At 56.2% G+C, this 14992-nt stretch carries 19 protein-coding genes and 1 pseudogene; 10 read left to right on the top strand and 10 right to left on the bottom strand.

Annotated elements, in window-relative coordinates:
• The 3 genes from FFM53_RS07050 to FFM53_RS07040 are packed head-to-tail and all read right to left on the bottom strand — an operon-like array spanning nt 1 to nt 3188.
• A complete protein-coding gene (locus tag FFM53_RS07050) occupies nt 1–783 on the bottom strand; it encodes a methyltransferase domain-containing protein (RefSeq protein ID WP_138387830.1) in 783 nt (260 codons plus the stop codon).
• Between the two features lie 2 nt (nt 784–785).
• Nucleotides 786–2117 carry a glycosyltransferase family 2 protein gene (locus tag FFM53_RS07045; RefSeq protein ID WP_138387829.1) on the bottom strand — a complete coding sequence of 444 codons (1332 nt, stop codon included), beginning with the start codon at nt 2115–2117 and terminating at the stop codon, nt 786–788.
• A 3-nt stretch (nt 2118–2120) separates the two neighbouring features.
• A complete protein-coding gene (locus FFM53_RS07040; RefSeq protein WP_246413104.1) occupies nt 2121–3188 on the bottom strand; it encodes a lysylphosphatidylglycerol synthase transmembrane domain-containing protein in 1068 nt (355 codons plus the stop codon).
• A gap of 410 nt (nt 3189–3598) precedes the next feature.
• On the opposite strand from FFM53_RS07040, the gene FFM53_RS07035 reads away from it, so the two are divergent.
• The 10 genes and pseudogenes from FFM53_RS07035 to FFM53_RS06990 all read left to right on the top strand — a co-directional run bounded on the left by FFM53_RS07035 (nt 3599) and on the right by FFM53_RS06990 (nt 11459).
• Nucleotides 3599–5284 carry a hypothetical protein gene (locus tag FFM53_RS07035; RefSeq protein WP_138387828.1) on the top strand — a complete coding sequence of 562 codons (1686 nt, stop codon included), beginning with the start codon at nt 3599–3601 and terminating at the stop codon, nt 5282–5284.
• Between the two features lie 260 nt (nt 5285–5544).
• Nucleotides 5545–6903, top strand: coding sequence for a hypothetical protein (locus tag FFM53_RS07030; protein WP_138387827.1), 1359 nt, complete (start codon nt 5545–5547; stop codon nt 6901–6903).
• A gap of 50 nt (nt 6904–6953) precedes the next feature.
• A complete protein-coding gene (locus FFM53_RS07025) occupies nt 6954–7514 on the top strand; it encodes an acyltransferase (RefSeq protein WP_029874374.1) in 561 nt (186 codons plus the stop codon).
• Nucleotides 7515–7814: 300 nt separating this feature from the next.
• Complete coding sequence (locus FFM53_RS07020; protein ID WP_138387826.1) at nt 7815–8069, top strand: DUF7940 domain-containing protein; 255 nt, start codon at nt 7815–7817, stop codon at nt 8067–8069.
• Nucleotides 8044–8503, top strand: a pseudogene (locus FFM53_RS07015) (lysozyme). Before FFM53_RS07020 ends, FFM53_RS07015 begins: the two are co-directional and overlap by 26 nt.
• Nucleotides 8503–8865 carry a hypothetical protein gene (locus FFM53_RS07010; RefSeq protein ID WP_138387825.1) on the top strand — a complete coding sequence of 121 codons (363 nt, stop codon included), beginning with the start codon at nt 8503–8505 and terminating at the stop codon, nt 8863–8865. The pseudogene FFM53_RS07015 and the gene FFM53_RS07010 overlap by 1 nt, the downstream one beginning before the upstream one ends.
• 19 nt (nt 8866–8884) lie before the next feature.
• Entirely contained in the window at nt 8885–9097 is a 213-nt protein-coding gene (locus FFM53_RS07005) for a hypothetical protein (protein WP_138388027.1), read from the top strand.
• Nucleotides 9094–10701 carry a hypothetical protein gene (locus tag FFM53_RS07000; protein WP_138387824.1) on the top strand — a complete coding sequence of 536 codons (1608 nt, stop codon included), beginning with the start codon at nt 9094–9096 and terminating at the stop codon, nt 10699–10701. The genes FFM53_RS07005 and FFM53_RS07000 overlap by 4 nt, the downstream gene beginning before the upstream one ends.
• Before the next feature lie 16 nt (nt 10702–10717).
• Nucleotides 10718–11146, top strand: coding sequence for a DUF1515 domain-containing protein (locus tag FFM53_RS06995; protein WP_138387823.1), 429 nt, complete (start codon nt 10718–10720; stop codon nt 11144–11146).
• A gap of 127 nt (nt 11147–11273) precedes the next feature.
• On the top strand, nt 11274–11459 hold the full coding sequence (locus tag FFM53_RS06990; protein ID WP_012556939.1) for a hypothetical protein: 186 nt from the start codon (nt 11274–11276) through the stop codon (nt 11457–11459).
• Nucleotides 11460–12071: 612 nt separating this feature from the next.
• On the opposite strand, the gene FFM53_RS06985 is transcribed toward FFM53_RS06990, so the two are convergent.
• The 7 genes from FFM53_RS06985 to FFM53_RS06955 form a co-directional block, all read right to left on the bottom strand.
• The gene (locus FFM53_RS06985; RefSeq protein ID WP_128403799.1) at nt 12072–12272 is read right to left on the bottom strand and encodes a hypothetical protein; all 201 of its coding nucleotides are present in this window, start codon (nt 12270–12272) and stop codon (nt 12072–12074) included.
• Nucleotides 12273–12607: 335 nt separating this feature from the next.
• Nucleotides 12608–12790, bottom strand: coding sequence for a DUF3606 domain-containing protein (locus tag FFM53_RS06980; protein WP_138387822.1), 183 nt, complete (start codon nt 12788–12790; stop codon nt 12608–12610).
• A 230-nt stretch (nt 12791–13020) separates the two neighbouring features.
• A complete protein-coding gene (locus FFM53_RS06975) occupies nt 13021–13257 on the bottom strand; it encodes a hypothetical protein (protein WP_017959490.1) in 237 nt (78 codons plus the stop codon).
• Nucleotides 13258–13467: 210 nt separating this feature from the next.
• Nucleotides 13468–13911 (bottom strand): pyridoxamine 5'-phosphate oxidase family protein, encoded by a 444-nt coding sequence (locus FFM53_RS06970; RefSeq protein WP_138387821.1) that lies wholly within the window; start codon nt 13909–13911, stop codon nt 13468–13470.
• Between the two features lie 85 nt (nt 13912–13996).
• Nucleotides 13997–14143, bottom strand: a complete 147-nt coding sequence (locus tag FFM53_RS06965; RefSeq protein WP_173883550.1) for a hypothetical protein — start codon at nt 14141–14143, stop codon at nt 13997–13999.
• 71 nt (nt 14144–14214) lie between these two features.
• On the bottom strand, nt 14215–14577 hold the full coding sequence (locus tag FFM53_RS06960) for a hypothetical protein (protein WP_138328638.1): 363 nt from the start codon (nt 14575–14577) through the stop codon (nt 14215–14217).
• 79 nt (nt 14578–14656) lie between these two features.
• Complete coding sequence (locus FFM53_RS06955; protein ID WP_138328637.1) at nt 14657–14920, bottom strand: DUF1488 family protein; 264 nt, start codon at nt 14918–14920, stop codon at nt 14657–14659.
• Nucleotides 14921–14992 lie beyond the last annotated feature (72 nt).

The raw sequence follows: 14992 nt of genomic DNA, 5'->3' as shown, positions 1-14992 counted from the left end.
TTACACCTGGTCCCGTGAAGTGAGACGTGCTGTGAAGAACGAGGCGAATACCTTAGGCAGCGTTCTGCCCATTGCCCTGTCGAGCTCGAAATACGGCTTATAAGCCCAACCAGGCACAGGAAATTTCTTCGATATTCCGCCGGTCGCCATATAGGAAAGCGAGGTAAAATAGCTGATTCTTGTCTTATCCAGGCTATAACAATCCGTAAGCTCGGCGAGCCAGTCCGGGCGCTGAAAGAAAATCATATGCGGCATAGCCTGATTTGAAGTCGAAAGAGGCCCCTGCACGGTATCTAGAACCGGACGACGGATGTTGAGATCCACCGGCTCATGATGCAGAAGTTTATACATCGGGTAGGACAACCAAGACAGGTAAGGTTCCGTCGCATACAGCCTGCCGCCTTTTGCGAGCTTGCGCGTCGCACCGCGCAGGAACATGAGGGGGTCCTTCAGGTGATGCAGAACATTGGTCATGGTAATCACATCGACGCTATGGTCCGCGATATCAGGCAGCATCCCGATCTCGTGGCAATCGAAGACAATATCCAGATAATCTAGCTTCAGAACATCGGAAGTGATGACATTCGGCAGGAAGCGCTTGAGAGGCGATGTTCCGCTTCCGATTTCCAGAACGGTCTTCGTGACGATATCCGGTTCCTGCCGAAACATCTCCTTGTAGAGCTCACCATACCAGTGCATCAGGTTCGGATTTGCGCTCAGCCGCTCGCGATTTGCCAGCGTTTGAGCAAGATCGGCCTCATAAAGAGCGCTTTCGATTTCCATCGTCAGAGAAACTTTATCCGTCTTGCGGCAAAAACCAGCATGGCCAACAGAATGGCACCGTGGCGCCAACGCGAGATGTTTGTCTCACCATAGACTCGTTCGCGATAACCGATCGGAACCTCGACGATCTTAAGGCCCATCCGCGCTGCACCGAAGATCAAGTCGAAATCGCCGAAAGGATCGAAATCACCGAAGTAGGATCTGTTCGCCTGAAGCTTCAGATAGTTGGAACGGCTGATTACCTTGGTTCCGCATAGCGTATCTTTGTACCTCTGGCCGAGAACGAAGGAGAAAGCCAATGCGAAAAACTTGTTGCCCAGAAGGTTGAAGAAGCGCATCGCTTCCTTTTCCATGGGATAGACCAAGCGAGTGCCGTTAATGAACTCGCCTTTCCCGTCCTTGATCGCATTGTAGAATTTGGGCAAATCCTCGGGCGGAACGGTCATGTCCGCGTCAAGAATCATCAGCACATCCTTTGTGGCGATGGAGAAACCCTTCCTGACAGCGTCGCCTTTTCCCTTGCCGTCCTGCTGGGCAATCAGGATGGACCGTTCGCCCCCATAACGCTGCTGCACCTCTTGGATCGCGTTCCAAGTCGTGTCCGTAGAATTGCCTTCGATAAAAATGAGTTCGTCATCCGGCCCCATATCCGGGAGCCGCTTGACGATATCCTCGATATTACCGGCCTCGTTTCGCGCCGGAACGACGATCGAAACCGAAGGTTCGGTCTTCGGAGCGGCGTAGCCAATCGGCCTAGCAATCGCAATATTGAGAAGGCAGAGAGTTCGAAGAAGCGGAAGAGGAGCAAGGCAGCGATTAACGAAGCCGCTGATAAGTGGGATATAGAACGGGATCAGGATCTTCTGGTCCAGCCGTATCAATTCGAAGTTTTCAAGCGTCAGAAGATTCTGGACGTCTTCATGGGCAAGCCAGTTTGATTCAGGAACCCGCCGGCGCAGACCGAACTTCGATGCGAGAGTCGCAAGCGGCCGCCACATACTACTGTAATAGGTAAGAACAAGGCGTGTCTCCGGCGAACACAATGCACGTGCCTGAGCGAACATGCTCTGTATGTCTCGTTCGTAATGGATGAGGCCACTGATGACCAGGTAATCAGGTTTGGTGTCAGTGACGTCTTCGATCTTGACGACCTTGTGCTCGTCAAACTCATTCACAGGTTCCGCAGGTTGCGTTCTCGAGCGAAATGTTACCTTGCCCTGAGGAAATCTACCAATCAGCAGCGGCGTCGTCGGATCGATCTCGACCACGGAATTCTGGCCCAAGACAAAGAGGCCAATGTACCTTCTCAATTGAGAATAGAAATAGTCCCTCATAAGTTACCTCGGCGCCAAGCGGTTCAAGCGCCAATGTCCCAGAATGAGGGCTGCAGGCACGACGTACACCACAAAAAAAAGAAAATGAACGGCCGTCGCCAGGAGCAATCCCTCCGAGGGCGAGCGCCCTAGCAGTACGAATGCCGAAACGACGGATGCATGAAAGGTACCGACTCCGGATGGCGCAGCTGGGATCATCAGGCCCAACCCGCCGACAAACAACACGAACAACGATTCTTGATAACTCAGCGCGACGCCGACAAATCGGGCAACGAAGATATACGCAAGGGCGTATACCGAAAGCCACAAAACTAGCGTGAGAACGGCCGGAACGATGGTCACAGAAAGAGATAAGCTTTGTGCGCAACTTCGAATGAAATAGATAATGTGACGGTCAAAGAAATCCCGCAGTCGCAGGAGACCGAAGACTGGCCGCAGTATCGGGACAAGCCGATCGCCGAAATACCTTACCAGCACTGCCGATAGAAATATCCCAACTATTGCACCAAGCATGATGACCAAAAGAACATTTCGGTATTCGGAATTCAATGTATGGCTCAGTAAAACCAAAGAAAATATGCCGACAGAAATGATCGTCACCAAGTCAACCATCTTTTCGATCAGAAGCCTACCAAGAGCGTCTGCGTAGGGGACAGTCGCGACAACCCGGCTGTAATGTACACGCAAAAGGTCTCCACCTCTCGCAGGAAGGAACATGTTGGCGCCCAGACCGAGTAGGGAGGCCATGAGGGACGTTCCGTAACCGATCTTACCATCCAGCAACAGGCGCCATCGCACCGCATAACCTACAGCGATACCGAAGGTAACAAGCAGAAACCACAGGAGCGATGTGACGGATATTCCGCTACGAAAAATGCGGATGGCTTCCTCCCAATCCACCGCCCTTAGCAGGAATATCAGGAGGACAACGCTTATTGCCGAGGCTATAAGCATCTGCAGCCGTTGATACGCGGGAGCCGCCGCCGCTGCTTTGCTCGATGATTTGTGCAACCTCTCACGCATCCGCCAGTGCGAACTGGGTAGAGCGTTTTTGACGAGACGTTTGAGCATAAAGGGCCTGCGTTTCAATTGGCGGCAAGTGCGAGTCAAGGATGAAACGACCCCCTACAACACAAACCGGCGGCCCGCTACCAATAGTTTTATTGCGGCGCAATATCAATTTACGGTACCCACAAGTCTCCTATTTCCGGGTCGCACGAAGGCGTGTTTATTCCGCCGCGGCCAACGGCGCCGAACCATCGCCCGGCGGCGAGTTGCTGCTTTCGTTGCCTTGAGTGGTGCTCTGCGAAAGAGGAGCTTAAGCAAGCTGAATCAGTTGGTTCGGTAGGTCGGCGCGAACCGGGGCAGATAAATACCAAGCATGGATGAGCGGGATTTGCTCTTGCTTACGACCGTGATTGATTTAGAAAATCGCTCCGCAAAGGCTCGATATCCGAAAATTCTAGTGCGCGGGAAATGAGATGCGTGATCAGCTTCAAGCCAAGCCGAAACTGAGTAGTTTGCTTTTGCTGACGATTGCTGTTCTCTTCACCCATTGGATGGCCTTCTTCAATGAAGGAATCTTTGCCGAGGATGCTGGTTTATTTCCAACGTTGATCTACAATGATTGGATCGCCATCGCGGACATGTTTTCCTCAGCAGGGGTGCCGGTCTTTACGTATTATGTTTGGCCGATGGCCTTCGTTGGGAATGTTTTTCTTTTAAAATCCACTGTCATAATCGGCGTCTACTTTATTGCGATCTTCTCCTATCTCCTCGCTTCAAAGTCTGGATTTTTTTCGGAGCGAGAGTCTTTGGTGCTCGCAATATTCACGCAGTTGCTGCCAATCCCCACAATAACGGTTATTTTTACATATTCGATATACTTTGCTGCCTATGCCCTTTTTCTATTGGCTACGTATTTGTTTCTGTCAATTGAATGGATGCGGGGGAGGAGCCACTATCTCCTCCGAGCGCTGGCAATTTGCGTCTATTTCATTGCATTCACGCTCAACTCCTTGCTGGTGCTCTATGCGGCTGGTTTCGTGCTCGTCTATGCAGTGTGGCTGAGAAGGACAGGGCGCCGAGTTCGTCATGCGCGGGAATTGATCTCGACATTTTGGTCATTCTGCCTGGCCCGAGCGGATTTCACCCTTCTGCCCCTTGTGTACTGGGTTTATAAGGCAATTTTCTATCAAAGATCAGGGTTATACAGTAACTACAACGGCTTCAGCCTCGATGTTGAAAGCATTGCAAAGAATTCCTACCAATTCATTGTCAATGGAATAGTCTTTCCTTTGGCAAAGAGCCTTGATGATTGGAATTCTTTTCTTTACCTGGGAGCTGCGGTGAGTTCGATCCTTTTTGTCGCGTGCTTCGTGTTCGTGAACAGGGGAGATGCTCGAAACGCTGAATTAGATGAACGACGTGGCGACGGTTTCAAGATTATCGGCTTTGGGCTCTTTTTGCTGCTATGTGGAACGCTCCCTTATATCCTTGTTAATAAGAGCCCTGCACCCGGCGTATTGATGAGAAACGCGATGCTTATGCCGTTGCCAATATCCGTGGTGGGCATCGGCATATGGCGAGTTGTCAAATTCAGATCGACCAACCTTCGAAGCCATAGCGTTGCAATTGTACTGTTTGTATCACTTCTCATCGTGTTTACCGGCCGGTGGTGGGAGAGTTACGCGGCATGGCAAGCGCGGGCAGCGAAGGATCTGGCTGTGTCTCAGTATCTCGCTGATCATCCTGAATGGTCTGCTTTTTCTGTTTATTGGATAGCCGACAAACTTCCGATGTCTCCGGAAGCCTCGGAGTACGGATTTGCTGACTATACCTCCAAATTTCGCATGCATTGGGGCGGACAGACCAGAATGGCTTTCACACCCGGGCACATCTCATTCTTCGGTATTGATACACAGCCGGGCGTGAGACCCGTCCACTCCAAACTTCCTGATCGCATCGCATATTTCTGCAATGCTTGGGCCAGCGCAAAAGATATTGATTTGAGCGGTCCGCAAGCGGAACTGGAAATTACACCCACGCAAAGACCATGGAACAATGCTTCCGTCGCATCTGCATATCTCTATTACCGCTTCATCGAGCCTAGTGGCTTGAAAAATTATCTGGCTGAACTGGTAAATGTAACGCTGCGGGCGCTTTGAGGGTCAGGTCAGCCGAAAGCCGGGTGGCTCTCTCGGGTCCGGCCTTCCCCCCGTTGCCCGATCTCAACAACGGACAAATTGAAATACCGCCTTGGAAGAGACGGGTGCATTGCCATATCCACGATCTTGAGGCGGCAGATCGAGGCTGTCGATTTCCAGGTGCTCAACTCGTGCAAAATACGGCCGCCCATGCACCCGCCGTCGCCACACCACCACAATGGCCTCGCAATCCGCGGGGCCTTTTTCTTTGGAGATGATGAATGCCCAGAAACCCATCCACCGGCGTCTATTCCAAACCCGCCGGCACGACACCTTCCGTCGGCCAGGTTATCGACCCGGTGCCGTGGAACGCGCTGACCACCGACCTCGGCAACGAGATCACCAACTCGCTGCCGCGCGACGGCTCGGCGCCGATGGTCGCGCCCCTCAAGGCCGCAGGCGGAACCGTGTCCGGCCCGGGCCTCGGCTTTGCCTCGACTCCGCAGACCGGCCTCTATCTGAAGGGCGGCGGCCTGCTTGGGTTCACCCAGAACGGCGTCGACGTCTCGTTCGACAAGGCTTCGGTCTATGCGGCCAAGTCAGGCGACTACACCGCGCTTGCATCCGACGACAATGCGGTTCATCGCTTCACGGCGGCCGCGACACTCACCCTGACCGCAGCGTCGACGCTCGGCGCAAACTGGCACTATTGCGTCATTGCCGACGGCGGGGACGTGACGATTGATCCCAACGGGGTGGAGACGATCGACGGCGCGACCATGCTTGTCCTCAAGGACGGCTATAGCGTCAACATCATATGTTCCGGTGCGGCTTTCTTCACCAACAAGCTCTTCGCCAGGATACAGAGTAAAGCTGACAGCTCGGCGGTAGGCGATTTCGTCGTCGGGCTCATCCTTTCCAACAACGGCGGCAACCCGAACACCCATATCGATTTCACCGCCGGCTCCGCCAGATCGGGGGCAAGCTTCGTTTCCAGCGCAGCGTCATTCACCAAAAGGGTGACTGGAACATTTGCGGCCGGAACGGGCGCGGGCGGCCTCGACGCCGGCGCCGTTGCGGCGAACGCCGCTTATTTCACATATGCCCTGCGCAAGGACGCCGACCTGTCTTTTGATGTGGTTCTTTCGACTTCCCCAACGGTCGGCGGCATCACCACGACGCTACTCACCGGCTATACCATCGTGAAATGCATCGGCGTCGTGCTGACCGATGGAAGTTCGAACATTCGGCCGTTTGTGCTGTATCCGCGTGACGAATATACCTTCCTGACGCCGGTCAAGGACGCAGTGAGTGTCGCTATCTCGACGACTTCGGCACTTCTGGCGCTGACAGTGCCAAATGGGGTGAAGGTCAAGGCGAAGCTGCGTTTCGAGTTCACATCGTCGGCAACGACTAACGCAGTTCTGCTATCCGACCCTGCACAAGGTGTGCTTGTTGCCGGCGCCGGCAGTGATGGCGCCAACGTCGGCACTATCCAGGTAGCAAACGGTTTCGCAGTGGGATCGCAGGAGATATGGACAAATACAAGTCGGCAAATTCGCATGACATTGGGCGGCGCTACCGGCAGCATCTGGATCTGGAATGATGGCTTCCATTTTCCTTGCGGAAGGAGCTCTTGAATAAGCTCCACACCTGTGTTTGACATGCTGCCATCACGCCAGGAGTAGAAATGGCACAGGTCGACAAGGCATCATATCGCAATCGAGGCGGCGTAATCCAACGGCTCGTCACTGCTTACAAGCGCTTCCGCTACTTCGCCGCGGCCGGCGAAAATCTTGTGGTGAAGCGTAGCGCTGAGTTCCGCCTGGTCGGTCATGCCGTCCTTGAGGTTGGCGATAACGTCACCATCCAAGATCAGTCGTTCTTTCAACTTACAATGCCAGAGCCCAAAGTCTTCATCGGCAACAACACCGTAATCGGCCGGCGCAACATCATCACGGCGAAGAACCGAATATCAATCGGCAATGATGTCCTGATCGGCTCTGATGTCCAGATCATCGATCACGGCCACGGCATGAGGCGCGATACGCCGATCAGGCTTCAGAAGGCTGAGATCGGCACAGTTGAGATCGGTAACGATGTCTGGATAGGCGCCGGAGCGAAGATCCTGATGAACGTCAAAATCGGCAATGGCGCCGTGATTGGAGCGAACGCCGTTGTGATAAGCGATATCCCAGAATATGCAATCGCTGTCGGTTCGCCGGCAAGGGTTGTCAAATATCGTGAATAGCGGTCAGACACGGCTCGTCCGGTCGCGCTGACATTCCATCATGTGACACAGCCAGAACGCGGCTGCGAAGATCATCGCTAAAAGCACGGGTCTACCTCCGACGAAATCACCAACGGAGGCAATGGAATCGGAAGTCGCGTAAAAGCGGAATCCTCAAGCCGATTCCGCGTTCAATTGACGCGCTCTAGTTTCCTCTTTTGTTGGACGGGACACCCCCGCACCATTGAGACGTCAACTCACGCCGAGTCTCCATCCGTGAGCCGCGCCCTACGACACCCATCACAACCCGGAGCCCACCCCATGCTCGTCCATAACTGGCGCGAGGTGCTGAAGCGTGCCTGGTCGGTGCGGTTGATGGCGCTGGCGCTGCTCTTCATCATCGTTGAGCCCGTCTACACCTTCGTCGCCGCCACCTGGGTATCGCGCAACATTTACATCCAACTCGCCATGTCGGCGATCACCGGCCTCTTGACCGTTGCGGCGATCATCGCCCGCATCTTCGTCCAGCAGAAAATCTCAGGAGATTTGAATGGCAAACCGCCTGCAGAAGGGTAGTGCCGCCGCGGCCATGGCTGTGGCGCTTGTCGGATCGTTCGAGGGATTGCGGCAGAATGCCTATCCCGATCCGGCGACGCGAGGGAAACCGTGGACGATCTGCTATGGCAGCACCAATGGCGTGAAGCCGGGGGACCGCAAGACGGTGGAGCAGTGCAAGGCGCTTCTGGCGCTGGAGCTGCAGACCTATGCCGGGGGCGTCGAAAGTTGTGTGCGCGTGGCCCTGCCGGATGCGCGCTTCATCGCGCTGACCTCCTTTGCCTATAATGTCGGCGTCAAGGCCGCCTGCGGTTCGAGTGAAGCTCATCAACCAGGGCAGGACGGCCGAGGGCTGCGAGGCGTTGTTGAAGTGGAACCGCGCCGCCGGCATCGTCTTTCCAGGCCTTGTCAGGCGCCGGCAGAAAGAGCGCCAGTTCTGCCTTGAGGGCATCTGATGTTCGGGCTCCTCGACACGCTCAAGTTGGGCGCCGGCCTCGCCGGTGGCCTGATGCTCTATCACCTCTATGCGGTCTCGATCGGCTACCCCTCGGCGGCAAGGCAGGCGCGCGCCGGCTATGTCCTTGTTGCCGAAAAGAGCGCAACCGAGGCCCAGGCGGCCGAGATGGAGCGCCAGCGCAACGCCGCCACCTGGGCGAACGAGGAGCATCGCAAGCGCCTTAAGGCCGCAGAAGCCGCCGAGCAGGCCGCCAGAGACACACTCGAAACCGAGATCCAATCCTATGAGCTTCAGCTTTCGGAAAAGAACCGCGCTTGCGCTGTCACTGCTGCTGATCGTCAGTGGCTGCTCCGCCACTGAGCGATTGAACAAGGCGGCGGTGACGAAGGGGCAGGCGGCGGCCGGCATCGCTCTGCCGCCGCTGCCGGACGATCTGCGCCGGCAGGAAGCGCATGCGCCTGTTGTGGAAGGCGAGCCCGTCATCGCCATCCTCGCCCGCGAGCGCCAGGCGCTGGAGCGCGCCAATGCCCGCCAGGGGCGCACCATTCAGTTCTACGACGACCTCACCAGCAAGTACGGAACACGCCGATGATGAATGCCATTTCGCTTGCCCTGACGAAGCCGATGGGCGGGGCCCCTGCGATACCCCCGCCATGGGTGCCGGATGTCAACCGCTATATGCCGGCTGCCACGGGCACCCGCTGGCCTGCGGGTTTCACGCAGACCTACGCGGCCGGCTTGAACTACCAATGTTCGAAGCTGTTCTTCGGCTCACCTGATTACGAAACCAACGATTTCCTTATTCCCTTTGTGGGTTTCGGCTGCACAGAGGGCGGCCTTGCGCCGCAGGAGACGATCTTGCCGAATGCCGATATTGCGATCGATGAGGTGTTTTTCATCCATCCGAACGGCACGGAATACCCGGTGCTCTTCGGCGGCAACGCGGCCGCGACCGTCACGGCGTCGACCGGCATTGTCTATGGGCAGGTGACGCTGCCAAGCGCCCTGCCGGCCTGGTCTGTCTTCGGCATTCGAACGGTGTGGCACGGTACGATCGGGCAGACCTATATTGGCGGCTATCGCTGCCAGCGCCATCGGGGCGAAAAATATTGGGCGGCCACCGATCTGACGTCGATTCGGGCGCTGGCCCTGGCGAACGGGGCGAGCACGCCAACCCGCGATACGTTCTATAATACGGTCGGCAATGAGAGCAACTCGCAGCCTCTTGCCTATGGCCCTGCAATGGTCCTGGCCAAGGGGTGGGACGGCCGGCCGGTTCCGATGGTCCTGTCCGATAGCCTCATCGAGCGCCAGGAGATTGCCGCCACGGCCGATGCCAGGCGTAATATGGGCATGTGGCTGCGCTGGCTTGATGTCCGAGATCCGGTATGGGGCAGTATCATACCCCTCGTCATGGGCGTCCCAGGCTCGAAGTCGGTGCAGGAACTGGCGACGTCGGCAACCAAGCGCTGGGCTATGATCGATGCGATCCGGGACACATACAATGGCGGCAAGAATATCTGGACGTTCGTTCTCGACCAGTCCGGCCGCAACGATAACAGTGCCACGGCAAGCACCTGGTCGAACGCCAAGCTTGGCTTGGTCGACCGCGTCAAGACGCGCTATGGGGCGGGCATCCATGTCGTTGGCGTCACCATAATTCCGACCATGACCGCTTCGTCGGACAGCGGCCGGACGGTCGCCGGCTATACTGTTCCCGCCTTATGGACAACCACCTTGGCGACGGTGAACAACACCATCAAGGCAAGTTCTCGTTACGCCAAGGTCATCGATCAGTTGCTTGCCTTCACGGCGGACACTGATCCGACGAAGTCGCCGGCCGCTGAAATGTTTCCGCTCGGAAACGTCGTCGGGCATCCCGGAAATCAGGACGGCGTGACGACGTGGGACACGATCAGCCTGCCGGCTTCGGTTCCGAACGGCACTCGCATCATATTCGAATATCAGCCTGGTCTTTGGACATCGAGAACCACCTACGACCGCGTCGACAATGGCGATGGGACGGCGGACTATAAGGTCATTGAAATCTTTGCCACCAATGTCCAGGACAATGCGGCGCTGCTCGCCCACGGCATGAACCTCGACGTTTCGTCTTACGTCCATCCGGTGCTGCAGGGGGTCTTGCGATTTGTCAGCCGCTTGCCGCAATCCGAAAAGCTGAAATTTTACCCTTAGGCGAGCGCTGAGAGAGATGACATCCAATGACGATATCCTCCGCGCTCTCGGGCGCGTCGAAGGCAGGCTAACAGGCATCGAGGAAAACGTCGCGCTTCTCCGCAACGAGGTCAGCGACGAAAAGGCCAACGCCCATGACAGCCGCGCCGTGATCCACAAGCGGCTCGACGAGCAGGCCAGGCAGATCGCCCAACTCGATACCAAGGTGGCGATCAGCGGCGGCGCGGATGTGCAGATCCGCGAGGAAATCAGAACCCTCAAGGAGACCGTCGAGAAGAACCACGATGCTGTCGAGCCGCCGCTTGAAGAGTGGAAACGGATGAAATCGATCGGCTACGGCATTTCAGGCCTGATCGCCTTCGCCGGCCTGACGATCGGCGGGATGATTGCCTATGCCAGCGACGGCGCGGTGGCGGCGCTTCGGCATTGGTTGAAGATCAATTGATCGGCGAGCACCAGGCGCCAGCAGACTGACGTGCCCCAAAACCGAAGCAATCAAAACCCCCAAATTTTAGACGTCCCTAACGAACAAAACGGCCGCCTGCTGGTTTTCCTCTCAGGAGGAAACAGACATGAAGAGCATGAGCAATCGCCAAGTTCGCATTCCCGGCCCGCGAGAGCACGATGTTGCGGAGCATTGCCGCAAGTTTGGGATCGGCCCGGCGGAGGAGAAGAAGCTGAAGAAACTTCTCGGGGCGCGGGCGCCGTTGCACGAAATCCAGGCCAATGCTCCGCCCCGCCAGCCAAGGTGGCGTTAGGTGGGAGGGTCACCTCGCACGTGATCATTACACGCTACATTACGGTAATGATTCAAAGATTGAGCGGAACAGAGCAGCGCCCTGAACGCTCGCGAAAGAGGTGCTTTTGCCGGGTTTTGAAATGATCGATCTTGTTTGAGACGTGGGCCGAATGTTCGGCTTGCTCCACTTGGACCGCTGAAAGCCCCGCTCCGGCGGGGTTTTTCGTTGGCGTTGTGATTTGCCTGTCGGTTTTCGCCCGGCGGGAGCTCATCGGTGTGATGGTCGCAACGTGCCCGGGCAGGTTGTCAATGATCCTCGGCGGAATTTCCGGGGTTGTGGCGTCGTATCTCTGCCGGGGAACTTCCGACAATATCAGGGGTTTTGCCGGCGGATCGCGCGGCAGGTCTCGTCTCCTGTACCCCACTGCTACCCCTGCAGTTGCTGCGCGATCCACTCATGCAAGCGTCTCAAGAAAGGGCGTTGCTCCCGGCTATCGGCAACCGCGAAGCTATTTTGTCATCCGTCACCTGGCCTGTTGGAAGATCCAGACCTGCAAAGACACAGCGATCCGCGCCGAGTTCAGCTCCTGCGATGGCTCAAGAAGGCACAGTTGCGCGCCCGCAAAGTGGGTCAATGCTGCAGTTGCCGCGACAGCATCAGGATGTAATCGTCGGCGATATCGGCAACCACCATGGCGGCTTCCGCTGCCGTGTATCCCCTGCCGATGGCGTCGCTGACGATTTTCATCACGGCCGGTTCAAGGGCTTCCCGGCAGTCGGACAGGCTTTCGACATGCGGGCATTTTGGACGAAATTCCAAGACGTTGTTCATGGCACACCCTCCATTTGATTGAGCTCGGCCCCTGTAAAGGCAAGCCGGCCTCTCCCCGGAAAGGCGGGCCACGGTTCCGGCGAGCTGCTTCACGAACCAGAAGTCTTATCGTGAGGCTACGATGGCACAGGAGTCGACGTATTCAAGCGCATGCTGATATTAAGGTAAGCCAGTAGGGTTAATTCGTCCGTTGCTGTTGCATCGTGGCATCGCTAGCAGATGCAAAGACTATAGAGGCTGCTGCATCTCGCCCAAAACCGTACAGCGGTTTTGGGACAACGACATGCATCAAATAAAGACTTTAGTTTCGAACGCCTGCGAGGTTATTTTCTGCCCTAAACGCTGATACGCCGGCCCGCCTTGTCCGCCTCTTTGCGATTGGCGCCGTGCTTTTCGATGATGTCCTTGGCATCCTCGTTGGAAATGCGGTGTTTCTTCGCGAAATAGATGACGTCGTAGGGGGCGTCAGCCACGGCCGCTTTGGCGGGCTGGGCCCTTTTGGTTGTGTCGTTGGTCATGATTTTTCCTTTCAAGGCAATGTTGCGCCGGACATCAGCTCATGTCGCCGCGCGTCAGCACTAGAACAGGATGATTTAGGCCGGGTCGGCCTAGAATCTGAATCCTGGTCTCAATTAAAGAGTGAGAGCATGGTGTCGTCCGAAAACCGCTCACACTTATCGGCATCATGCTCTATCGGCTCCGGAACGAGCCAAGCCGGCCTCAATCGAAGAATTGGCTTGGTGCCGTCCTATCGATGCGCTCGGGCCGTCATATGTTTTTCCCAGATCTGCGTTGCCTGCGCTGCCGTGCCGGTCTTGTGGAATCGCAGCAGGTGCAGTCCTTCGTTCCGTCGTTTTTCGTTAAAGGCGCTGTTTTCGTAGTCGGTGCCTTCGACAATGCTCTCGCTTTGAAGAACGGCCTTCAATTCCTGCACATAGTGTCCGGTGATGTTGAAAAGCGCTTCATTCTCAGGTGCGTCTGTCATCGTTTTCCCTATGAGTGGTCGCGTGGCATTGAACGCAGTGCTGCGGTTCGGCTGGCCACGTTGGTGGATGCATCAAGCAATCCGCGCCCCTATGGGAAAGGCTGGTATCGGACAGCGTTTAGCTGGAAGTGTCTGTCTGGAGTTCCATATATCATGCAGCTGCGCCGCCTTGCGAATCAAGGATATCGCGGCGAGCCTGAAGGCTCCATACTAAACCACTTGCCTCCCCGATACCACCTCAATCGAAATGCCGAAGAATATGGAGGGAGCAGGGCTGTATTCGCTTTCCGAGTTTAAGGCAAGCGATCCGGGTTCCCACCAAAACGGTTGCTGCTGCAGGAGAGACCAGGCGTGGATGCGTTCGTCATGCCGGGACGGCGTATCGGTCAGCTCATCATAGGTGCCCTGAACAAGCACGCTTTTCCATGTTCGGTTTTCGCCGAATTCTTCAACCTGAACACAGGCTGGTGAATGGGCACGCAATAGATCAATCTTCAGGCCCGGCATGGAAAATATGAAAAGCCGGTCTCTTTCATAGGCATACTGGATGGGAACGATATAGGGATATTTCTCGCCGAGGCATGCCAGGTGGCCACGGGTGTGGCCTGCCAGAAAGGCGAGGCAGTCTTGTTCACCCATTGCTCGCAATTCCATCGCGTTATCCAATTCCGTCAGCGTTTCAGTCCTTCGTTTGATCGGCAGCAAAGCGTCCTGGCTCGCCGCAACAGTCTTGCAGCGCCTACCAGAACACATCGTTGAGAATGATATAGACGATAAATGTCAGACAGATTGCTGGTGTCGATTTCACCAGGAAGTCGATGTACCGGAACCTGCCGATATGCTGGGCGAGGCGTTTCCACGAATGGATGTTTACCGTGGAAGACATCATGCCCTCCTTTGGTTGGGGCCGGATAACTCTGATTACCCGGGAAGCAGCGCCCGTTTCACAAACTGCCACTACACCAAATATGGGCGCCAATCATCTGCGCTACAAGGCGGGGCGGATTGCCGGTCCGGCAGAGAGATCTCGCTGCTGTGCACGATCACAAGGGGAGGCGCGGAGGTGCCGGGATTATGGGGCACGTCCATACAGGGTTGCACTTCTACCTCAACCATCGCTTCGATCAGCTTCAGCCGATCGAGTTTCCGCCGTTGATCGTCGTAGAGCCTGCTGAGCAGCGCATAGGCCGATCCGGAGGGTCTGCCTTTGCGCAATAGTTTCCTGATCACCATTTCCTGATCGGCAACGCGATGCGCCGCCTTCACGATATGGCGACGCGCCAGCTTCAGGTCTTTCGGGCGGTATCGTGTGGAAACCATATGCTCTGCTCCCCCTGTCTCATCCGGCAGCAGCAGGATGGTGGCCGTTTCAGTTCGCCGGCCGTACGCCTTCTCGCGGTCAGCGAAAATCTGCAGCCGTGAGCGTGAAGTTGTTTCCGCGTCGATGCTGATAGACTCTCGATGCCGCCTCCTGAATAGCAGAACGCGCTGCATCAAAGGCATTGAGGTATGCGGCTTCGGAAGAATTGTGCGTGACCGCGCTGCCGAGCGCTGCTTCTTCGACCAGAAACCTGACCTCGAACATGCCGTCATAGCCGGTGAAGCGGACACCTTTTCGCGCTTCGTCGAAGCTGCGGCTTCTATTGGGAAAGATAAGTGCCATTGCGGTTGATCCTTGGAAGTGGGCACGAGCCGCTATGCGGACCTCGGACCCGGCGATGATTGTCGATGCACG

The organism is Rhizobium indicum (genome assembly GCF_005862305.2).
In the GTDB taxonomy this organism is placed as follows: domain Bacteria; phylum Pseudomonadota; class Alphaproteobacteria; order Rhizobiales; family Rhizobiaceae; genus Rhizobium; species Rhizobium indicum.
Note: the sequence above shows the minus strand (reverse complement) of the source record. Positions and strands in the feature narration are given on the sequence as shown.

Coding starts and splice junctions, on each gene's coding strand:
- FFM53_RS07050 (WP_138387830.1), bottom strand. CDS start 783: ATGGAAATCGAAAGCGCTCTTTATGAGGCCGATCTTGCTCAAACGCTG.
- FFM53_RS07045 (WP_138387829.1), bottom strand. CDS start 2,117: ATGAGGGACTATTTCTATTCTCAATTGAGAAGGTACATTGGCCTCTTT.
- FFM53_RS07040 (WP_246413104.1), bottom strand. CDS start 3,188: ATGCTCAAACGTCTCGTCAAAAACGCTCTACCCAGTTCGCACTGGCGG.
- FFM53_RS07035 (WP_138387828.1), top strand. CDS start 3,599: ATGCGTGATCAGCTTCAAGCCAAGCCGAAACTGAGTAGTTTGCTTTTG.
- FFM53_RS07030 (WP_138387827.1), top strand. CDS start 5,545: ATGCCCAGAAACCCATCCACCGGCGTCTATTCCAAACCCGCCGGCACG.
- FFM53_RS07025 (WP_029874374.1), top strand. CDS start 6,954: ATGGCACAGGTCGACAAGGCATCATATCGCAATCGAGGCGGCGTAATC.
- FFM53_RS07020 (WP_138387826.1), top strand. CDS start 7,815: ATGCTCGTCCATAACTGGCGCGAGGTGCTGAAGCGTGCCTGGTCGGTG.
- FFM53_RS07010 (WP_138387825.1), top strand. CDS start 8,503: ATGTTCGGGCTCCTCGACACGCTCAAGTTGGGCGCCGGCCTCGCCGGT.
- FFM53_RS07000 (WP_138387824.1), top strand. CDS start 9,094: ATGATGAATGCCATTTCGCTTGCCCTGACGAAGCCGATGGGCGGGGCC.
- FFM53_RS06995 (WP_138387823.1), top strand. CDS start 10,718: ATGACATCCAATGACGATATCCTCCGCGCTCTCGGGCGCGTCGAAGGC.
- FFM53_RS06990 (WP_012556939.1), top strand. CDS start 11,274: ATGAAGAGCATGAGCAATCGCCAAGTTCGCATTCCCGGCCCGCGAGAG.
- FFM53_RS06985 (WP_128403799.1), bottom strand. CDS start 12,272: ATGAACAACGTCTTGGAATTTCGTCCAAAATGCCCGCATGTCGAAAGC.
- FFM53_RS06980 (WP_138387822.1), bottom strand. CDS start 12,790: ATGACCAACGACACAACCAAAAGGGCCCAGCCCGCCAAAGCGGCCGTG.
- FFM53_RS06975 (WP_017959490.1), bottom strand. CDS start 13,257: ATGACAGACGCACCTGAGAATGAAGCGCTTTTCAACATCACCGGACAC.
- FFM53_RS06970 (WP_138387821.1), bottom strand. CDS start 13,911: ATGGAATTGCGAGCAATGGGTGAACAAGACTGCCTCGCCTTTCTGGCA.
- FFM53_RS06965 (WP_173883550.1), bottom strand. CDS start 14,143: ATGTCTTCCACGGTAAACATCCATTCGTGGAAACGCCTCGCCCAGCAT.
- FFM53_RS06960 (WP_138328638.1), bottom strand. CDS start 14,577: ATGGTTTCCACACGATACCGCCCGAAAGACCTGAAGCTGGCGCGTCGC.
- FFM53_RS06955 (WP_138328637.1), bottom strand. CDS start 14,920: ATGGCACTTATCTTTCCCAATAGAAGCCGCAGCTTCGACGAAGCGCGA.